16 protein-coding genes and 2 tRNA genes are annotated in these 16,815 nt (G+C 32.9%); 6 read left to right on the forward strand and 12 right to left on the reverse strand.

Annotation, left to right across the window (positions count from 1 at the left end):
- Positions 1-7: 7 nt before the first annotated feature.
- Positions 8-985: a polyprenyl synthetase family protein gene (locus EV143_RS06895; RefSeq protein ID WP_133507240.1), complete on the reverse strand. Its 978-nt coding sequence runs from the start codon at positions 983-985 to the stop codon at positions 8-10.
- Positions 986-1,258: 273 nt separating this feature from the next.
- Positions 1,259-2,302, reverse strand: coding sequence for a 23S rRNA (adenine(2503)-C(2))-methyltransferase RlmN (gene rlmN / locus EV143_RS06900; protein ID WP_133507241.1), 1,044 nt, complete (start codon positions 2,300-2,302; stop codon positions 1,259-1,261).
- A 210-nt stretch (positions 2,303-2,512) separates the two neighbouring features.
- Here rlmN and EV143_RS06905 point away from each other — a divergent pair, with 210 nt between their 5' ends.
- Together EV143_RS06905 and EV143_RS06910 are read left to right on the forward strand one after the other, a co-directional pair.
- Positions 2,513-2,911 carry a hypothetical protein gene (locus EV143_RS06905; protein ID WP_133507242.1) on the forward strand — a complete coding sequence of 133 codons (399 nt, stop codon included), beginning with the start codon at positions 2,513-2,515 and terminating at the stop codon, positions 2,909-2,911.
- A 115-nt stretch (positions 2,912-3,026) separates the two neighbouring features.
- Positions 3,027-3,668 carry an O-methyltransferase gene (locus EV143_RS06910; protein ID WP_133507243.1) on the forward strand — a complete coding sequence of 214 codons (642 nt, stop codon included), beginning with the start codon at positions 3,027-3,029 and terminating at the stop codon, positions 3,666-3,668.
- An 87-nt stretch (positions 3,669-3,755) separates the two neighbouring features.
- Here EV143_RS06910 and EV143_RS06915 read toward each other — a convergent pair whose 3' ends face one another.
- From EV143_RS06915 to EV143_RS06945, 7 genes are all read right to left on the reverse strand, one after another.
- Positions 3,756-4,328 carry a phosphatase PAP2 family protein gene (locus tag EV143_RS06915; RefSeq protein ID WP_133507244.1) on the reverse strand — a complete coding sequence of 191 codons (573 nt, stop codon included), beginning with the start codon at positions 4,326-4,328 and terminating at the stop codon, positions 3,756-3,758.
- Complete coding sequence (locus EV143_RS06920; protein ID WP_133507245.1) at positions 4,328-4,687, reverse strand: Sec-independent protein translocase subunit TatA/TatB; 360 nt, start codon at positions 4,685-4,687, stop codon at positions 4,328-4,330. Before EV143_RS06920 ends, EV143_RS06915 begins: the two co-directional genes overlap by 1 nt.
- 102 nt (positions 4,688-4,789) lie before the next feature.
- Complete coding sequence (locus EV143_RS06925; protein ID WP_133507246.1) at positions 4,790-7,036, reverse strand: M1 family metallopeptidase; 2,247 nt, start codon at positions 7,034-7,036, stop codon at positions 4,790-4,792.
- Positions 7,037-7,101: 65 nt separating this feature from the next.
- Positions 7,102-7,608 (reverse strand): DUF6702 family protein, encoded by a 507-nt coding sequence (locus EV143_RS06930; RefSeq protein ID WP_133507247.1) that lies wholly within the window; start codon positions 7,606-7,608, stop codon positions 7,102-7,104.
- Positions 7,605-8,357, reverse strand: a complete 753-nt coding sequence (locus EV143_RS06935; RefSeq protein WP_133507248.1) for a hypothetical protein — start codon at positions 8,355-8,357, stop codon at positions 7,605-7,607. Before EV143_RS06935 ends, EV143_RS06930 begins: the two co-directional genes overlap by 4 nt.
- Positions 8,347-9,072, reverse strand: a complete 726-nt coding sequence (locus tag EV143_RS06940; protein ID WP_133507249.1) for a carboxypeptidase-like regulatory domain-containing protein — start codon at positions 9,070-9,072, stop codon at positions 8,347-8,349. Before EV143_RS06940 ends, EV143_RS06935 begins: the two co-directional genes overlap by 11 nt.
- Positions 9,059-9,826, reverse strand: coding sequence for a carboxypeptidase-like regulatory domain-containing protein (locus tag EV143_RS06945; protein WP_133507250.1), 768 nt, complete (start codon positions 9,824-9,826; stop codon positions 9,059-9,061). Before EV143_RS06945 ends, EV143_RS06940 begins: the two co-directional genes overlap by 14 nt.
- A gap of 163 nt (positions 9,827-9,989) precedes the next feature.
- On the opposite strand from EV143_RS06945, the gene pepE reads away from it, so the two are divergent.
- Positions 9,990-10,697 carry a dipeptidase PepE gene (gene pepE, locus EV143_RS06950; protein ID WP_133507251.1) on the forward strand — a complete coding sequence of 236 codons (708 nt, stop codon included), beginning with the start codon at positions 9,990-9,992 and terminating at the stop codon, positions 10,695-10,697.
- A gap of 156 nt (positions 10,698-10,853) precedes the next feature.
- On the opposite strand, the gene EV143_RS06955 is transcribed toward pepE, so the two are convergent.
- Positions 10,854-10,926 (reverse strand) — tRNA-Gly (locus EV143_RS06955).
- A gap of 107 nt (positions 10,927-11,033) precedes the next feature.
- Positions 11,034-11,106: transfer RNA gene (locus EV143_RS06960), tRNA-Gly, on the reverse strand.
- Between the two features lie 134 nt (positions 11,107-11,240).
- Here EV143_RS06960 and EV143_RS06965 point away from each other — a divergent pair.
- Together EV143_RS06965 and EV143_RS06970 are read left to right on the forward strand one after the other, a co-directional pair.
- Positions 11,241-11,678, forward strand: a complete 438-nt coding sequence (locus EV143_RS06965) for a GNAT family N-acetyltransferase (RefSeq protein ID WP_166638127.1) — start codon at positions 11,241-11,243, stop codon at positions 11,676-11,678.
- Between the two features lies 1 nt (position 11,679).
- Positions 11,680-13,266 carry a L,D-transpeptidase family protein gene (locus EV143_RS06970; protein WP_133507253.1) on the forward strand — a complete coding sequence of 529 codons (1,587 nt, stop codon included), beginning with the start codon at positions 11,680-11,682 and terminating at the stop codon, positions 13,264-13,266.
- Here EV143_RS06970 and EV143_RS06975 read toward each other — a convergent pair.
- On the reverse strand, positions 13,255-13,977 hold the full coding sequence (locus EV143_RS06975; RefSeq protein WP_133507254.1) for a murein L,D-transpeptidase catalytic domain family protein: 723 nt from the start codon (positions 13,975-13,977) through the stop codon (positions 13,255-13,257). The genes EV143_RS06970 and EV143_RS06975 overlap by 12 nt on opposite strands.
- A gap of 299 nt (positions 13,978-14,276) precedes the next feature.
- On the opposite strand from EV143_RS06975, the gene EV143_RS06980 reads away from it, so the two are divergent.
- Positions 14,277-16,706 (forward strand): DUF5916 domain-containing protein, encoded by a 2,430-nt coding sequence (locus EV143_RS06980; RefSeq protein ID WP_133507255.1) that lies wholly within the window; start codon positions 14,277-14,279, stop codon positions 16,704-16,706.
- Positions 16,707-16,815: the final 109 nt, after the last annotated feature.

The raw sequence follows: 16,815 nt of genomic DNA on the forward strand, positions 1-16,815 counted from the left end.
AAAAAAATTATTTTTTTCTTTCGATAACGTAGTTTACCATTAAAATAAGTGCGGCTTTGAATTCAGAATCGGGGTAATTTTCTAAAATAGAAAGTGCTTCTTGTTGAAATTTAACCATTTTATTTTCGGCGTAAGCCAAACCATTATTGTCTTTTACAAAAGCAATTACTTCTTTAACGCGTTTTTTGTCTTTATTGTGGTTTTTGATGGAGTTTATCAGCCACTTTTTTTCTTGCGGAGTACACGTATTTAAAACATGAATTAAAGGCAAAGTCATTTTTTGCTCCTTAATATCAATTCCGGTTGGTTTTCCTATTGCTTCTTCGCTATAATCAAATAAATCATCTTTTATTTGAAAAGCCATACCGATAAGTTCACCAAACTTACGCATATTTTCGACCTGAATATCATCTTCAATTACTGATTTTGCGCCAAGAGCACAACAGGCCGCAATAAGTGTAGCGGTTTTTTTTCGGATAATTTCGTAATAAATATCTTCTGTAATATCAAGTCTTCGGGCTTTTTCTATCTGAAGCAATTCTCCTTCGCTCATTTCGCGAACCGCTACAGAAATAATTCGGAGTAAATCAAAATCGCCATTGTCTATAGAAAGCAATAATCCTTTAGACAATAAATAATCTCCAACCAAAACGGCAATTTTATTTTTCCAAAGCGCATTGATGGAGAAAAATCCGCGGCGGCGATTACTGTCATCCACGACATCATCATGTACCAAAGTTGCGGTATGAATAAGCTCAATTACTGAGGCTCCGCGATATGTTCTTTCGTTTACAATTCCACCTGAAACCATTTTTGCCGTTAAAAAAACAAACATCGGACGCATTTGTTTTCCTTTTCGGTTTACGATGTAATAAGTTATGCGGTTTAATAATGCCACCTTTGAGGTCATCGATTCATGGAACTTTGTTTCAAAAAGTTCCATCTCTTTAAAGATTGGCTGTTTTATTTGAGAAGTAATATTCATTTCGATTCCAAATATACTATTTTAAATAAAAAAACGTTCTTTACTTATGTTAGTATATCGATATTTTATACAATTATTAAGAAAGCATACTAAAATCATTCTCTATTTAAAGACTAATTTGAGTTCATTATTTAAAAGTAAAGCATTTAAAATTATTTATTACGAAAACAAATTGACTTAAAAATAAGAATCCTTTTTGCCCAATGAAAAAGCATTAAAAACAAGTTATACTCTTGTCTTTAATGCTTTTTGTTTTTTGAAACATTAAATATTTTATCCTTCTTTATTCGCCAATTGTCCGCAAGCAGCATCAATATCTTTTCCGCGGCTGCGACGAACTTTTACCACTATACCAATATTTTCCAACGATTTTATGTAAGCCATAATAGACTCTTCTGAAGCTTGTTGAAACTCTCCGTCATCAATTGGGTTATATTCAATTAAATTAACTTTACAGGGAACATATTTGCAGAATTTAACCAAGGCATCAATAGAAGCTTTGTCGTCGTTAATTCCTTTCCAAACAACATATTCGTATGAAATCTTGTTTTTTGTCTTTCTGTACCAATATTCTAATGCCTCACGCAAATCTGCCAGAGGAAAGTTTTTGCTGAAAGGCATGATTCTGGCGCGAATTTCATCAATAGCCGAATGTAAGGAAACTGCCAGTTTGAATTTTACATCATCATCGGCCATCTTTTTAATCATTTTCGGAATTCCTGATGTCGAAACCATAATACGTTTTGGCGACATTCCTAAACCTTCGGGCGAAGTAATCATATCAATTGCTTTAATGACATTGTTATAATTCATTAAAGGCTCTCCCATTCCCATAAAAACAATATTCGAAAGCGGATGATTATGATACAAACGACTTTCTTTATCGATTGCTATAACCTGATCGTAGATTTCTCCCGGTTCCAGATTTCGCATTCTTTTTAATCTTGATGTTGCACAAAAATTACAATCTAAACTACAACCAACCTGACTAGAGACACAAGCTGTTGTTCTGGTTTCTGTTGGAATTAAAACTGATTCTACTACTAAACCGTCGTGCAAACGAACAGCATTTTTTACAGTTCCGTCGCTGCTGCGCTGCATGGTATCAACCTTAATATGATTGATAACAAAATTATCCTCAAGCATAGAACGCGTTGACTTTGCAACATTCGTCATATCTTCAAAGCTGTGTGCTCCTTTGCTCCATAACCATTCATAGACTTGGTTTCCACGAAAAGCTTTGTCATTATTTGAGACAAAAAAATCTCTTAATTGATCTTTTGATAAGGCTCTTATGTCTTTTTTCTCGATTTGCATGGTGCAAAGTTACTAAGTATTTATGGAAACCTTTTAATTCTGAAAAAACTTTATGTTTATCTTTTAAAAATTAAAATTTTGGCACAGGAATTGTCTTGCTCTGAAAAGAAAAATAATCTTACGAAGAGCGCTTAATTTTAAAATTTGTACTTTTATTTTTTCACCATTATAACCTTTAAATTTTATCAACCTAAAAAAATTAATTTCATTATGAAAAAACAAATTTTAAGCTTAGCTGCTGTTGCTTTATTGGTATTCGCTGTACAATCATGCGAAAAAAAAGAACCAAAACCGGGAGAAGATGAATTAACACTTGGAAACAAGGTTGATACGCTTACAACAGATATTGAACAAGCGAGAGATACTGCTGTAATTAGAGCAGAAAATGCTGCTGCTGAAGCAAAAGATGCTACGAACAAAACCATTGAGGAAGTAAAAGATGGTACTAAAAAAACAGCAAATGAAGTTGCAGATGCTGCTAAAAAAACAGCTGCAGATGTAAAAGAAGCTTCTAAAAGAGCGGCAGACAAAGCAGAAGCTGCTGCTAAAGCTGCTAAAGACGGAACTGTAAAAACGGCTAAAGATGTAAATGAAGCTTTGAAAAAATAATTTATTTTTTTTAAGTTCAAAATTGAAACCATTCGTTGCGACGAGTGGTTTTTTTATGCAAAAAAGAGAGTGGATATTTTTGTATTTTTGCTACTAAAATTAGAACACTTACAAGATGCATTTTATTTCACAGGACTTAGAAGATTATATTGAACAACATTCTGAAAACGAACCAGAATTATTAGCAAAACTAAACAAGGAAACGTACCAGAAAATACTTTTGCCAAGAATGTTAAGCGGACATTTTCAGGGTCGTGTCTTAAGTATGTTGTCTAAATTAATTCGTCCGGTGAATATTCTTGAAATCGGAACTTATACCGGTTATGCTGCCTTATGCTTATGCGAAGGAATGCAGGAAAACGGGCAACTACATACTATTGATATTAAAGAAGAATTGGTTGATTTTCAACGCAAGTATTTTGATGCTTCGCCTTGGGGAAAACAAATTTTTCAGCATTTAGGAGAAGCTGTAGATATTATCCCGAATCTGGATGTAAAATTTGATTTGGTTTTTATTGATGCAGATAAGGAAAATTACCTCAACTACTGGGAAATGATTGTTCCGAAAATGAATAAAGGCGGAATTATTTTATCTGATAATGTTTTGTGGAGCGGAAAAATTTTAGAACCGGTTCATCCGAACGATATAAGCACCAAAGTCCTTTTAGAATATAACTTACTTCTGAAAAATGATCCTAGAGTTGAAACCGTTTTATTGCCAATTCGCGATGGTTTGACGGTTAGTAGAGTTCTTTAATTTTTGAGCTACTAAGGCACTAAGTTACTAAGATTCTAAGGTTTAAAAAAAAGACTTAGAATTTTAGCGACTTAGAAACTCAGAACCTTATACAAGCTTTTCCGGAAAATATTGTGGTTTTAATTTTCTATAAACCAAAAATAATAAAAATCCAAAAAGTGCTCCGAAGAAATAACCAGTTAAAATGTCTCCAGGATAATGCACTCCTAAATAAATACGGCTGTAAGCGAAAATCAAAGGCCATAAAAATATAAATCCAAAGTATTTGATACGATTTCTTAGAATCAAAAATAAAAAGGTTGAAACCGCCATTGTGTTAGCAGCGTGACCTGAGAAAAAACTATAGGAATTTCGCATCAGTACAAGACGAATATGTGAACTGATTTCAGGGTTATTACACGGGCGTAAACGCTGAAAATTATATTTAACCAAATTAGTTACCTGATCTGTAAACGTAATAAGGATAGCTATAAAAAGTAAAATATATAAGGTTTGTTTACCGCCTAATTTTTTATAAATAATATAAAAAAGAAATAAGAAAAATGGTACCCAATAAAGTTGATTGGTTATAATAAGCCATAAGCTATCGTATTTTTCAGAACCTAAACCATTAAGATATACCAGCAAACTGGTATCTAATTCTTTTATTTTTTCAAGCATTATCCTTGGCGTTTTACAGGTCCGGAGATTGAATCTATGTCTTCTTTTACTTTGTCGATTTCTGTAGCAGTATCGCCTAATATATTACCGGATACACTAGTAGTATCTCCTAATAGATTCGTTTTTGCTTCATTTATCTGGGCATTGATATTTCCGGTGATATCTGTTAAAGATTTAGCATCGTAGCCATTTGCTTCTGCGCCTTTTTGAATTTCACTTTTAATATCATTGGTTGCATTTTTTAATTGCGCCATCGCTTTACCCATTGTACGGGCAATTTCCGGCACTTTGTCTGAACCAAAAAGCATTAGTACTATAAACAGTATAAAAACTAATTCCCCTCCTCCTATACCAAACATATCTTTTATTTTTGTGTAGCTACAAATATATTAAATTTTGTAGCTGAGAGTTTTAAAATTTACTTAAAAAAAAAGACTCTTTGCAGAGTCTCTTTTATCTATTTAGTCAAATTTTGACTTTTCTTCTACTTTTGGCCAAGAGTTATTGGTTACATCAATATCAGCAGTCATTAATTTTGGGTCAACCTGAATACTTTTAATTGCTTTTGAAGTTGCGTAAACTTTCTTAGCGGTGTCATTATTCTTTCTCCAGATTTGAGCCGGATATTGATAATTATCTTTCGAACCGTCTTCGTAAGTTATCTCAACCAAAATTGGCATAATCATTCCGCCTGGTTTGTTAAACTCAACTTCGTAAAAATATTTAGGCGATTTTAAACTTGCTTTTTCTTCAGCTGTAAAAGTTTTATCTACATATTCAGACAATAATTTTACGTCTTCTACTTTTAAGGCTTTTTTCTTTGAAGCATTAACTTCAGCATTTTCTGCAGCAACTAAGTAAACGAATGGTCCTTTTTCAAATCCAAAACGTCCTTTTCTTACTTTTACATCTTTAATATCAGCTGTTGGAGTTTCAGAAACATAATATTGTTTCACCTCTTTAATTCCGATATCCACGAAATCTGTTGAGTAAAACCATCCTCTAAAAAACCAGTCTAAATCTACAGCAGAAGCATCTTCCATAGTTCTAAAGAAATCCTCAGGAGTTGGATGTTTGAATTTCCATCTGTTTGCATAGGTTCTAAAAGCATAATCAAACAACTCTTTACCCATAACTACTTCTCTTAAAATATTAAGACCTGTAGCCGGTTTTCCGTAAGCGTTATTACCAAATTGTACAATTGTTTCAGAGTTAGACATAATTGGCTCTAAAAACTTTTGGTCTCCGCTCATGTACGGAACAATATTTTTTGCTGGACCGCGTCTTGATGGGAAATTTGGATCTAATTCCTGTTCTGCCAAATATTCTAAAAAGGAGTTTAAACCTTCATCCATCCAAGTCCATTGACGCTCATCTGAGTTTACAATCATAGGAAAGAAAGTGTGACCCACTTCGTGAATTACAACCCCAATCATTCCGTTTTTAACTTCTTTGCTAGTCACTCCATTTTCATCAGGACGACCAAAATTCCAACAAATCATTGGATATTCCATTCCCTGATCTTCTGCAGAAACTGATACCGCTTTTGGATAAGGATAATCGAATGTATGAGAGGAGTAACTTTTTAAGGTATGAGCAACTGTCATGGTTGAAGTTTCTCCCCAAAGCGGATTTGCTTCTTTTGGATAAACAGATTCTGCCATCACAATTTTACCGCCTAATTTTACCGCCATTGCATCGTAAATGAATTTTCTTGAAGAAGCAATTCCGAAATCACGAACGTTTTTAGCGCTGAATTTCCATGTTTTTTTCTTCTCAGAGAAACCTTTTTCAGTCGCTTCAGCTTCAGCCTGCGTTACAATTACAACGGGTTTATCAAATGATTTTTGAGCCTGTTCGTAACGTTTTACCTGCTCTGCGGTAAAAACTTCTGCTCTGTTTGTCAATTCTCCTGTAGCATCAATCACGTGATCTGCAGGAACTGTAATGTTTACGTCAAAATTTCCAAAAGGAAGAGCAAACTCTCCGCTTCCCCAAAATTGCATATTCTGCCATCCTTCAACGTCGTTATAAACGGCCATTCTTGGATAAAACTGAGCAATTACATATAATTTATTTCCGTCTTTCTCAAACAATTCATAACCTGAACGTCCACCTTCTTTTCTGTAATTATTGATGTTGTACCACCATTTTATAGCCAGTGAAATTTTCTCACCAGGCTTAAGAGGAGTTGCCAGATTAATACGCATCATCGTTTCGTTGATGGTATATGACATTGGATTTCCTTTTATATCTTTTACTTGTTCAATATTAAAACCACGCTCTAAGTCTTTTCTTAAATATTTGCTTGAAAAACCATCAAGTGCCAAAACCTGATTTATTTTTTCGCTTTCAGCTAGAGTAGATTGTGTATTTGCTTTTGCCTGATTTTGATCTAATTGAATCCATAAATATTCTAAACTGTCCGGAGAATTATTAGAATATGTAATAACTTCAGAACCAGTTAATTTTGAATTTTTATCATCTAATTCAATATCAATTTTATAATCTGCCTGTTGTTGATAGTAAGCAGGACCCGGCGCTCCGGAAGCTGTACGAAACATGTTAGGCGTCGCTAACAGGTCATACATTTGACTAAATTTATTAGTATCGTACTTTCCTTGTTGTTTTGGAGCAGCTGTTGTGGTGGTTTTCTCCTGAGCCATTAAAATAGCAGGAAAAAGTAATAATAATGAAAGCTTTTTCATAAAATATAATAGGTAGTTTTGTAGGGTGTGAAAATAACAATTAAAATAATAATTTTACCTATTGATTAATATTTTAACACTTCTTTCCTTGAAGATTCTGTAAAGAGAACACTCATTTTGGTTCCGAATGCTGAAACATGTGTAATATTCTGTTGTTCAGCGTTCCAGTCGACTAAAATAGTGTTTGAAATTTCGATGTTTTTAAACTTTTCAACATCCTTAATTCTTGAGTAACAAACCAAAACATCTCCAGCCTCTACTTCTTTAGATAAAAAAGTAATAGGTTTTGACTGGCCGTTTATTTTTACAGTAAAGTTTTCAGCAAGGTATTTTTTTAATAAATCAACATCCGCCTGGGTTTCCTTATCGGTACCAACGAATGTTTTTTGATGATATTTCTTTTCCATTCCATTATTCAGATCATCGATAAAAATCCGGGACGTAATTTGAAGCATTTTCTTTTCTGCAGCGTAATTGACCTGAAAAACTCCCATATAAAATTTATGGAATGAAAAAGCAGAAAGCGACAAAAACAATATCCCGATTAAGGGATAAATTAATCTATTTTTCATTTTTGACTCATCTCAATTTTTTTAAACTCTTTGTTTTTATTGATCATAAAATCAATCAATTCAAACTTATCTTCCGGTTTTAAGTGTTTTTTAGATTCTGAATCATTAGAACAATACATCAAAAACAAGTCTATTTCATCTGGTTTTAAACTTAATGTTTTAGTATAAAAATCAGGCGTAAAATTATCTTTAGCGTATTCAACAAATGCTATATCACTTATAACTTCCTCTTGTACTTGCTCATCTTTGCGTAAAAGCTTTTTAACGTCTTTAAAAATCCTTACGAAATCCATTCCGTATTTAATCGTCTGATCAGAGTACATTACCTTATTTTCCGGACTAGATAGTTTGTCATCTTCAAATTGCATATCGGTTATACTTTGCGATCCGCCTTGCAATGATTTTACTTTAAGTTCTTTATGAACCAAAACTTCTTTCAATTCAATATTTACTAAATCCAACGGCACTGAAAAAAGTTTTTCTGCACAGTCCTTCTCCGTTAAAACAATTTTTTTAGCTTGAAATGCCAGTCCCGTAAACAACAAAGTATCTTTAGGCCTTGCCATGATATCAAACAATCCGTTTAAACCAATAAAAGTTCTTACATTGGCATTTACATTCATCACATAACCACTTTCTATGGCAAGCGATTTATTTATAACTTGTCCGTGTAATGGTTTTCTTGAATTTTGTCCCATCATAATTTGACAAAATAGGCACACAACGAGTATTTTAAGGCTATTTTTCATTTTCTAAAATTTTTAGATATTTTCTGGCTAAATCGGTTATTAAAAACATACTCATCGTTTTGTTCTTACTATCCAAAGATACAGCAAATTCGGCATCATCTATACAATAAAATTGAAATCCTTTAATGTCTTGTACTGAAATTTTCAATCTTTCTGTGTAATAATTCTCATCAAAAAGATATTCCATTTTTCTGAAAAGCGCCTCCTTTTTTTCGATTTTAACTTCTTTTTTAAGCATGGAAGTTCTTCCTGAAATAGCATTCAATAACATATCGCCCGGCGTCGATTGTGCTGTATACACTTTTCTTTCTGCCGGCGTATATTTTTTCTGGTCATGCGAAATAATCCCAAGATTTGCGGCATTGATATTTGCATTTTCATTCACCACAACTTCTTTCAATTCAATTTCTTTAGCAGTCATTTTTATCTGAAGCGAAGCAGACTTTAAATCCTCAGCACTAATTCTGCGTTGAAGCGTCTCTAAGTTAACTGATGAAAAAACCAATACATCTCCTTCCCGAACCACAATCGAAAACATTCCGTTTGCATCAGAAACCGTAGTAACCTGAGTTGTATTATTGATAATATTTACGCCTTCGACAGAAGTCGATTGCTCAAAAATCTGACCTGGAATTTCCTTTGCGCCATTAGTTTGTCCAAACGAAATTTGAAAAATGCAGAATAGTATTAGGAGTAGTGCTTTATTTGTTTTCAATAGCAAGTATTTCTTTGTATTTAACAGCTAGTTCTCCAAGGAGAAACTCTGTTGAAGTTCTGTTTTTAGAATCTAAAATAGCCGTAAACTTATCATTATCTACAGCATAATATTCAAATCCTTTTACATATTCATGAGGGATTTTTAATCGATTAACGAAATGGTCAAGGCTAAACATATTCTCTAAAAGCCTCATGAAAGTTTCTTTTTTCTCAACCGCCACTTCTTTCTTCAGCATTGCCGTACGTCCGGAAAAGAAATTTAATAAAGGATCTGCAGAAATAGATCCTCCAGCCATCGATCCCGCATTTGCAGTTGCGTTTAAAGCTGTTGCAGTATGGAGTTTTCTTTCTGCTTCAGTGTATTTTTTTTGTCCTGCAGGAACAATCCCTAAAGCGACAGCATTAATATTACCGTATGTTTTAATAATTACCTCTTGTAATTGATGCATTACGAGATTTAATTTCACTGTAAAATTTAGATCAGAGAAATTTTCAGGAGTTAGCAAAACCCTATTTTCTTTAAATTGTATGGATGAAAAAACAAGTGTATCTCCTGCTTTAGCCATAATCGAAAAAGATCCGTCGGCACTTGTCGCTACCATCGTTTCAGTTTGAGCATTTACTACATAAACACCTTCCAAATCATTTGTATTAGAAATGATTTTTCCGTTTATAATAGAACGATCCTGATTTTGAGACCAGGAAGTCTGACTCAAAATAATTACTAAAAAACAAAAAACTTTGTTGATCAAAATAAAATAAAATTAGAATTATTCTTAAAATGTAAAAATATCCTAATGTCTTCCAAATTTAGTATTAAGAGCATGGTAAAAAAATGTTAATTAAACCCAACTTTTTTTAGCTTAAAAATGTAGTTTTTAATACCTTTAACCGTATAATCTGAGTTTAAAATTTATGAAAAGCATTATCATTGCCAGTACATCTACATTGCACGAAGGCAGTTATTTACAGTATTTATTACCAACTTTACAAGTTCATTTTAAAAATTGCAAAAGCATACTATTTATTCCCTATGCGCGTCCGGGCGGAATTTCGCATACTGAATATACGCAGAAAGTCGCACAGGCATTTGCAACAATTAACATTTCTGTAAAAGGAATTCATGAGTTCGAAAATGCAGAAAACGCGGTAAAAAACGCAGAAGGTATTTTTACCGGAGGCGGAAATACTTTTTTACTCGTAAGTCAGTTATACCAACAAAACATAATGCAGCTACTTGCTGAAACCATTAAAAACGGAACTCCGTATCTAGGAACAAGCGCCGGAAGTAACATTTGCGGATTATCGATGCAAACCACGAATGATATGCCGATTGTTTATCCGCCAAGTTTTCAGACTTTAGGATTAATTCCTTTCAATTTAAATCCGCATTATTTAGATCCTGATACACAATCAAAACATATGGGCGAAACCCGCGAAACTAGAATTAAGGAATTTCATGCTTTTAATGCTATTCCGGTTTTGGGTTTGAGAGAAGGAAGCTGGCTTGAAGTAAAAGGAGAAAAAATTACGCTAAAGGGGAATTTATCCGCACGCTTATTTTTACAAAATGAATCTCCAAAAGAGTTAGAAACTGAAAGTGATTTGAGTAGTTTAAATTAAAGTTTTTTTTTACCATTAAGATATTAAGAAAATTAAGCTTAACTTCTTAACAAAGCATTTTCAACATTAAGAATTACATTTAATCCTTTATTTTCTTAATATCTTAATGGTAAAAACAAAAAAAATCCCCAAACAAATTGTTTGAGGATTTTGAAGAGCGAAAGACGAGGCTCGAACTCGCGACAACCAGCTTGGAAGGCTGGAGCTCTACCAACTGAGCTACTTTCGCATTAACAGGGTGCAAATATAAACAAATAAATGATTCTAAAAAATAAAAATCAAAAAATTATTTAATTTTGATAAAAAAACCGAAACAATTAAGTTTCGGTTTTTTAGAGCGAAAGACGAGGCTCGAACTCGCGACAACCAGCTTGGAAGGCTGGAGCTCTACCAACTGAGCTACTTTCGCATTACTGGTGCAAATATAAAAAATAAGTTCAGTTCAAAACAAGCTTTTTTTGAAAAAAAATTAATTAAAAACAACTATTTCTTATAACCTATTTAAAACTAAAATGTTATACATTTATTTATTTTTTACAAATTATGAATCTCATTAAAGAAATACCCTCAAAAGAAACTTATATCGTTCGTCAACCTGTTCTTAGAAACGGAAAACCTATTGAAACCTGCATATTTGAAGGAGACGATTTAGATACTACACATCATTTCGGGTTATTTGACGACGATAAATTAACAGGAATTATTTCATTATTCTCTCAAAGCAACATTATATTTGCCGAAAAAAACCAGGCTCAAATTCGGGGGATGGCAGTTTTAGAAACGCATCAAAAAAAAGGATTTGGAGAAGCTTTAGTTTTACATTGTGAAAATTATTGCAAAGAAAAAAATGTTGATTTAATCTGGTTTAACGCCAGAACAGCTGCTGTGGGATTTTACAAAAAAATGAATTACCAAATAATTGGCGCACCATTTGATATCAAAGATGTGGGCGAACATTATTTAATGTCTAAAAAATTATAAAATGAAGAAACTTTACTTTCTGTTGGTAATATGTGTTTTTATTAGTTGCAAAAAGGAGCCAAAAGCTCTTCCCCGAAAAATAACTCCTCCTCCAACCATCATACTTACTGATGAAAGAAAAGTTGCAATTGATACTGTATTGATAAATACATTTAAAAGTGAAACACTTCAGCAATTTTATAAATCATCAGGAAATAAAACCGTTTGGGGAAATCTTAAAAAGAGAAAATATGTTTTGTCTCAATTAAAGAAAGCTGAAGAATTAGGTTTAAATCCAAATGATTATAAAGCTTCAACCCTTGAAAAATATGAGAAAAGAATCAGTGCTTTAAACGATAAAGAGCTGGGTACTTATGACATATTACTAACATATAATTTTGAATTATATCTAAAACACTTGTATAAAGGCAAACTGGATCCTAAGAAATTATATCCAGACTGGGACTTAGCAGACAAACCTTTTGATGTAAATAATGTTCTTGTAAAAGCTTTTAATAAAAACAAATTAGACAGCATTGTTGAAAATATTCAGCCAAAATCTCAGACGTATAAGCAATTATTAAGCGCGCTTCAAATCATCAATACTTTTCCTGATGAAAAGATAGACAGCATTAAATCTGCAGAGAAAATAACTTTCAAAGACACTAATAATGCCTTAATTAACATCAAAAAAAGACTTTTATTCTGGAAAGATCTTAAAGGAAAAGACAGCCTGACAAAAATTTACGACAAAAAAACTTTTGAAGCTGTAAAAAAATTTCAGGAAAGACACGGCTTGGCTGCTGATGGCGTTATTGGCGCAGGAACGATGAGTGCTTTGAATTTTTCTAAAGAAAAAAGAAAACAGCAAATCATTGCTAATTTAGAGCGTTGGAGATGGTACACCAGTGATTTAGGAGAAAGTTATTTTATTATTAACATCCCCAATTACAGCTTGAATGTCGTTGAAAACCAAGACACTACTGCAGCAAGAAATGTTGTGGTAGGAACAAGCAAAAGAAGAACTCCTATTATAACATCAAGACTTAGAACAGTCGTTTTTAATCCTACATGGACAGTTCCGCCAACTATTTTGAAAGAAGATATTGTTCCGGAAATGAAAAAAAACAGAAATTATCTAGCCAGAAAACACATTACGATATTTGATTCTGCCGGTCATGAAGTAGATCCTAGAGCGTGGAATGCAAACAAACCTCATAGCTATAGATACGTACAAAGCCCGGGATACAATAACTCTTTGGGTTTAATGAAGATTTTATTCCCAAATCATCATAGTGTTTATTTGCACGATACGAATCACCGTAATTATTTTGGAAGAAATAACCGTTCACTAAGTTCAGGCTGTGTTCGTATTGAAAACCCGCTAGAATTAGCGCAGCATATTTTAAATGACACCACATCTAATAATTGGTCTAAAGAAAAAATCGATTCGATTATCGAAACCAAGAAAACGATAAACATCAAAATAACCAAAAAATATGCTTTATATCAATGGTACTGGACGGCTTGGAGCAAAAAAAATCAGCTCCTGTTCAGAGCTGATATTTATAATTTAGATTCGGATTTGTATGCTAAACTAAGACATTAGTTTTTCTTCCATCGTAAAAGTTCTTGATGGATGATAGATAAACAAACACGATTTATTTTTAATAGTTTGGATTATTTCATCCGTCAATTCAACTGGTAGTGCCGGGCAACCCTGGCTTCTGCCTAATCTTTTGTGGTCTCTGATAAATGACTCAGAAACATAATCTGCTCCGTGCATAACAACTCCTCTTTCGCGGGCATTGTCATTAAAACCTCTTTCCAAACCATCTAAACGTAGTGAAGCACCATGTTTTCCCTTATAAATTTCGCCGGTAGAATAAAAACCAAGGCTGCTTTTAAAAGATGAATTGGTATTTGAAAATGCAGTTGCAAATTCTTCTCCGGTATTTCTGCCGTGAGCAACTAAAGACTGAAATAAAATTGTATTAGTCGACAAATCAATCACCCAAAGACGTTTGGTGTTTGATGATAAACTAAAATCAATTAAAGTTAAAATGTCTTTTTGAATTAATCCTTTTTCTTTCAATAAGTAAAAACCTTTTAGAGCTTCAGAAAAAGTTCGTAATTCTGGTAACTTAAAATGGTTAGGATTTAATGTACTATAAATGCTTTCAATTTTAGCATCAATAGAAACCTTTTCAACCATGGCAAAACTTTTTGCAGTTACCTCTTTTAATTCGGGGGTGCTTTTTGTGTCTTTTCCAAAAGACAATAGCAAAAACACCACTAGTGGATAAATTTTGTAAATCATTGAATCTCTTTAGGTTAATAATAAATTTGGGTAGGGCAAAAGTATAAAAATTTCAAACTTGACAAAATAGAACTCTGAAAATCAGGCACTTTTTCATTAAAATTTAACATTATTAACAAAAAAAGGGCGTTTCTGTAGGATATTTACTTCTGCTAAAAATCTAAACGTTTTGTAAGACTTTCTTAAAGAAAATATAAGAAAACAGTACTTTTACATTCGAAAACTGTAACTTTTAGATTAAAAGTGAGTCTATTATTCCAACAAATCATCCATTAATAATTACTTTCTTTAAAATTGTCATGAGAAAAATAGCTTTTTTATGTCTTCTGTTTTCTTCTTTTTTAGGCTATAGCCAAAAGAAAACACTGCAAGCACAATCTATTTCGCAAAATATTCTTGTTGACGGAAAGTTGGATGAGGCAGCGTGGGAAAATGCAGCAACAGCTTCAGACTTTGTTATGTTTGATCCCGATAACGGAAAACCTATACCCGATTCTAAAAAAACTGATATTAAAGTTTTATACAATAATGACGCAATTTATATTGGTGCGATTATGTATGATGATGAGCCTGATAAAATTTTAAAAGAAATTTCGCAACGCGATAATTTTGGAACTGCTGATATTTTTGGCGTTTTTATTAATGGTTTTAATGATGGTCAGCAAAATTTTGAATTTTTTGTTTCTGCCGCCGATGTTCAGGGTGAATGTATTATGACGGATGCCATTGGCGAAGATTATTCCTGGGACGCTGTGTGGATTAGCAAAGCAAAAATAACAGACAAAGGCTGGATTGTAGAAATGAAAATTCCGTATGCGGCTTTGCGATTTTCAGGAGAAAACAAACAAACCTGGGGAATTAATTTTTTTAGAGAAATAAAACGCGAACGCAGAAAATACACATGGTCTATAATTGATACTAAAGTAGGCACCTTTACGCAACAAAATGGTAATCTGGAAGGAATTGAAAACATCAAACCTCCTACTCGATTGTTTTTTATGCCGTATGCTTCTTATTATTTAAATGCCAGCGATGGTCAAAAAACATATGGTACGATAAAAGGCGGAATGGATATTAAGTACGGAATTAACGATGCTTTTACGCTAGATGCTATTTTGATTCCGGATTTTGGACAGACTAAATATGATGATCAGATTTTAAATTTAGGTCCGTTTGAGCAGGAGTTCAATGAAAATAGAGCTTTTTTTACCGAAGGAACCGATTTGTTTAATAAAGGAAAAATGTTCTATTCGAGAAGAATTGGAGGAAAACCTTCTGTTGAACCGGATTTGAATGATAATGAAGAAATAATCGAAACGGTTCAGAACGTAAATCTTATTAATGCTTTGAAAGTTTCCGGAAGAACGAAAAACGGATTAGGAGTTGGGATTTTAAATGCAGTAACTGAAAAAACATTCGCCACGATAAAAGATACTATAACCGGCGCAACCAGACGTGAAATTGTAGAACCTTTGACCAATTATAATGTTTTGGTTTTAGATCAGCGTTTTCGTAAAAATTCTTCAGTAACACTTATTAATACTAATGTTTCCCGAAATGCACATTATCGCGATGCCAACGTAACAGGCATTGCCTGGGATTTAAACACAAAAGCAAATACGTATAATTTATTTGGAAATGTAAAATACAGTACTATAAATGCGCCGGAAGATAAAACTGGTTTTTATTCCACCATTAGCCTTGCCGAAACAAGCGGTAAGTATCGTTATAGTTTTGGTACTGATTTTGTTACGAAAGATTTTGATCCAAATGATTTGGGAATTAACTTCTATACAAATTTTTATAACTTTTACGGAAATGCCAATTATAGAATCTTAAACCCTACAAAGCTTTTCAACAGTTTTAAGATTAATTATAATATGTATGCCGAATTCAATAAAGATTCCGGTAAAGTTCAGGATAACAGTATCAATGCCAATATAAACCTGACGACTGTAAAAAATAATTATTACGGAATGGGGATTACCGTTTATCCTGTAGAATGTTACGATTATTACGAACCAAGAGCCGATAACCGATATGTAGCAATTCCGAAAAGAATAGAATCTTGGTTTAGCATCTCAACAAATTACAATTACAAATTTGCTTTAGATTTAAATCCTACCATTATTTTTGCCGATGAACCCGGAAGAGTTGCCTATGGTGTTGATATTGGTCCGAGATATCGCTTTAACGATAAGCTTTTGCTGACATATACTTTTAGCTTTTTAAAAAGAAATAACAACAAAGGATATATTGACAGTTTTGATGACGATGATAATGAAACTACAACTGATAAAATCATTTTTGCGAACAGAGATGTAATTACTTATGCCAATACCTTAGCCGGAAAATATGCTATAAACAGTGCAATGACGCTTAATTTAGCGGTGCGCCAATATTGGTCTTCGGCTGAAAACAAGAATATTCTTGAGCTTCAACAAGACGGAACTTTAGATCCTTATGCTCAGTATACGGAGAACAAAAACTCGAGTTTTTATTCCTGGAATGCAGATTTATCGTATTCATGGTGGTTTGCGCCGGGAAGTCAGCTTTCTGCATTATACAGAAATAATGCTTCAAATTTTGAACGGATTATTGATAAAGATTTCAAGCACAACGTAACGAACTTACTTACGAACGATTCCTTAAAACACGTTTTTTCTATAAGTGTAAAATATTTTATTGACTACAATGCCGTCAAAAATAAGATTAGAAAGAGAGCCTAGTTCTGAATTAATTTTAAAAAATAAAGACTTATATAATTAATTTAATATTTTTAAATACAGTTCATTTTATTAAACATAATTGTAACAATGCTTTCTTTGCAAGTTTTAT

This window comes from Flavobacterium chryseum (assembly GCF_004362015.1).
GTDB lineage: Bacteria > Bacteroidota > Bacteroidia > Flavobacteriales > Flavobacteriaceae > Flavobacterium.

Coding starts and splice junctions, on each gene's coding strand:
- EV143_RS06895 (WP_133507240.1), bottom strand. CDS start 985: ATGAATATTACTTCTCAAATAAAACAGCCAATCTTTAAAGAGATGGAA.
- rlmN (WP_133507241.1), bottom strand. CDS start 2,302: ATGCAAATCGAGAAAAAAGACATAAGAGCCTTATCAAAAGATCAATTA.
- EV143_RS06905 (WP_133507242.1), top strand. CDS start 2,513: ATGAAAAAACAAATTTTAAGCTTAGCTGCTGTTGCTTTATTGGTATTC.
- EV143_RS06910 (WP_133507243.1), top strand. CDS start 3,027: ATGCATTTTATTTCACAGGACTTAGAAGATTATATTGAACAACATTCT.
- EV143_RS06915 (WP_133507244.1), bottom strand. CDS start 4,328: ATGCTTGAAAAAATAAAAGAATTAGATACCAGTTTGCTGGTATATCTT.
- EV143_RS06920 (WP_133507245.1), bottom strand. CDS start 4,687: ATGTTTGGTATAGGAGGAGGGGAATTAGTTTTTATACTGTTTATAGTA.
- EV143_RS06925 (WP_133507246.1), bottom strand. CDS start 7,036: ATGAAAAAGCTTTCATTATTATTACTTTTTCCTGCTATTTTAATGGCT.
- EV143_RS06930 (WP_133507247.1), bottom strand. CDS start 7,608: ATGAAAAATAGATTAATTTATCCCTTAATCGGGATATTGTTTTTGTCG.
- EV143_RS06935 (WP_133507248.1), bottom strand. CDS start 8,357: ATGAAAAATAGCCTTAAAATACTCGTTGTGTGCCTATTTTGTCAAATT.
- pepE (WP_133507251.1), top strand. CDS start 9,990: ATGAAAAGCATTATCATTGCCAGTACATCTACATTGCACGAAGGCAGT.
- EV143_RS06965 (WP_166638127.1), top strand. CDS start 11,241: ATGAATCTCATTAAAGAAATACCCTCAAAAGAAACTTATATCGTTCGT.
- EV143_RS06970 (WP_133507253.1), top strand. CDS start 11,680: ATGAAGAAACTTTACTTTCTGTTGGTAATATGTGTTTTTATTAGTTGC.
- EV143_RS06975 (WP_133507254.1), bottom strand. CDS start 13,977: ATGATTTACAAAATTTATCCACTAGTGGTGTTTTTGCTATTGTCTTTT.
- EV143_RS06980 (WP_133507255.1), top strand. CDS start 14,277: ATGAGAAAAATAGCTTTTTTATGTCTTCTGTTTTCTTCTTTTTTAGGC.